This is a genomic window from Anaerosolibacter carboniphilus, assembly GCF_014205875.1.
GTDB lineage: Bacteria > Bacillota > Clostridia > Peptostreptococcales > Thermotaleaceae > Anaerosolibacter > Anaerosolibacter carboniphilus.
Genome location: NZ_JACHEN010000002.1, coordinates 1 through 2,387 on the forward strand (window position 1 = coordinate 1; position 2,387 = coordinate 2,387).

Genomic DNA, 2,387 nt, shown 5'->3' on the forward strand with positions numbered 1-2,387 from the left:
AATGGATGTGAGACTTCCATCAAGGCAGATTAAACTTAAAGATTTATGAAAATTTTTCATAAGATGCAACACCAGAAACCCTAGGTTTCCTTCGACGCCTGCAATGCAGGCTGAGCACCTTCCTGAATACGGCAAAGGGGAAATCCCCTCTGCACACCCCATATATAGGAAATTGAAAATCATAATTTCCTATATATGAACAAAAACTCCTGCTTGACAGGAGTTTTAAGCGATATCTGGAATAAATCCATCAAATTGAGCTCTATACAAGCGAGCGTATATACCATCTTTTAGCATCAGTTGATCATGACTTCCTTCTTCTATAACCCCCTCATCGGTCAGTACCATAATTCGATCAGCTCTTCGAATGGTTGCCAATCGGTGGGCAATAACAAGGGTCGTTCTGTTCTCAGCGAGATGAAATAAAGATTCTTGAATTACTTTTTCCGTCTCATTGTCTAAGGCAGAGGTTGCCTCATCTAAAATAAGAATCGGTGGATTTTTTAAGAAAATCCTGGCGATGGAAATCCTCTGTTTTTGCCCACCAGAAAGCTTTACCCCACGCTCCCCGATGTAGGTATCATAACCATTCTCCAAGGCCATGATGAACGCATGGGCATTGGCTCTTTGGGCGGCCTCCATGATCTCTTCATCAGTGGCTCCAATTTTGCCATAGGCAATATTCTCTTTCACCGTGCCGGAAAACAAAAATACATCCTGTTGTACAATGCCAATGTTCTCTCGTAAAGAACGTTGAGTAATTTTCTGGATATTCATATTATCAATTTCTATTTTTCCATCTGTAATCTCATAAAATCTTGGAATCAAGCTGCATAAGGTTGTCTTGCCGCCCCCCGAGGGCCCTACGAAAGCCACCGTTTCTCCGGGTTGAATCTCCAAACTGATATTTTCCAATACCGTCGCCTTATTATTATAACTAAAGGTCACATTGTTAAAATTAATTTTTCCTTTTACCCTGCCCACTGCCTTGGCATCGGCATCATCCTTGATATCCGGGTCGATATCCATCGTTTCCACAAAGCGATGGAATCCTGCCATTCCTTTTTGATAGTTTTCCACGAAAGCAGTAATTCTTCGAATCGGCTGCAGGAACATGGAGATATAGAGTAAGAATCCTACCAACTCTCCCATGGTCAGTTGCCCATAGTAGTAGAAAATACCTCCAAATATGATCACCGCCAAGCTGATAATGTTTGAAAAGAAGTTAATGCCTGAAAAGAAATGTCCCATGACCTTGAAGGCATTTTCTCTAGATTTTCTAAAGTTGGCGTTTCCCTCTTCAAACTTTTCCTTCTCATACCACTCATTGGTGAAAGATTTTACAACCCTCACCCCAGAAATGCTATCTTCTACCTGGGCGTTGATATCGGCCACCTTCAGCCTCATATCTCGAAAAGAACTTTGCATCGTCTTGTTTTTGCTGATGGCAAACCACAGCATCAGAGGAATCAAGGCAAATACAATCAAAGCCAGTGGCCAATGGATTGTGGCTAAGATAATAAATGATCCTATCAAGGTCACCGCTGTAATGAATAAATCCTCGGGGCCATGATGGGCCAGTTCACTAATCTCGTTGAGGTCATTTACCAGTCTCGACATGATATGGCCTGTCTTGGTATTGTCAAAGTAAGTAAAGGACAGCTTATGAATATGGTCAAACAAATCCTTTCGCATGTCATATTCCATCCGCACCCCAAGTACATGACCATAATAATCTACGATATAGTTGAGCAAAGCCCGGGCAATATATAAAACAAATAATCCCACTCCTGCCCACAGGATCACAGGAAGATTTCGCTGGGGTAGCAGCTCATCTACCATTTGCCGGACAACGATGGGAAAGACCAAGTCCATCCCCGCCATGACAAAGGCACAGCTGAAATCCAGAAAAAATAAAGGCAGATGGGCACGATAGTATTTTGAAAATCTCTTCAGCATAACATTTCACCTTCTTTAAATCATATTTCGTTTCTCTAAATATCGACTAACATATTATACCATATTTTTTCTGCATCATATAACGTAGTTTAAACCACTACAAAGAAAAATCTGAGCAGCTTTCTACGGCTTACTCAGATCCACTTTATAAAATCATATTACTCTTGAAACGAATACTCTTCCTCTTCCTTTTTGATCATATCCACACTTGAAGTTCTGCCTTCCAGCTTAGAGATTTTTTCGTTGTTAGGCTCATCATTAGGCTGATCAATTTTCTCATATTTCGTCGTTTCTACTTTTTCTACCTCAGGAGCTTCAACTTTAGGAGTATCTGTCTTAGGGGCTTCTACCTCAGGGTTCTCTGTTCCAGGATTCTCTGTTCCAGGATTCTCTGTTCCAGGGTTCTCTGTTCCAGGGTTCTCTGCTCC

Annotated in this window: 2 protein-coding genes; both read right to left on the reverse strand. The window is 41.3% G+C overall.

The window, feature by feature from the left end; all coding sequences use genetic code 11:
• Window positions 1–225 precede the first annotated feature (225 nt).
• Entirely contained in the window at window positions 226–1,959 is a 1,734-nt protein-coding gene (locus HNQ80_RS02060) for an ABC transporter ATP-binding protein (protein WP_184307694.1), read from the reverse strand.
• A 158-nt stretch (window positions 1,960–2,117) separates the two neighbouring features.
• Window positions 2,118–2,387 (reverse strand): hypothetical protein (locus tag HNQ80_RS02065; protein ID WP_456298205.1); only part of this gene is annotated, 270 nt, incomplete at its 5' end.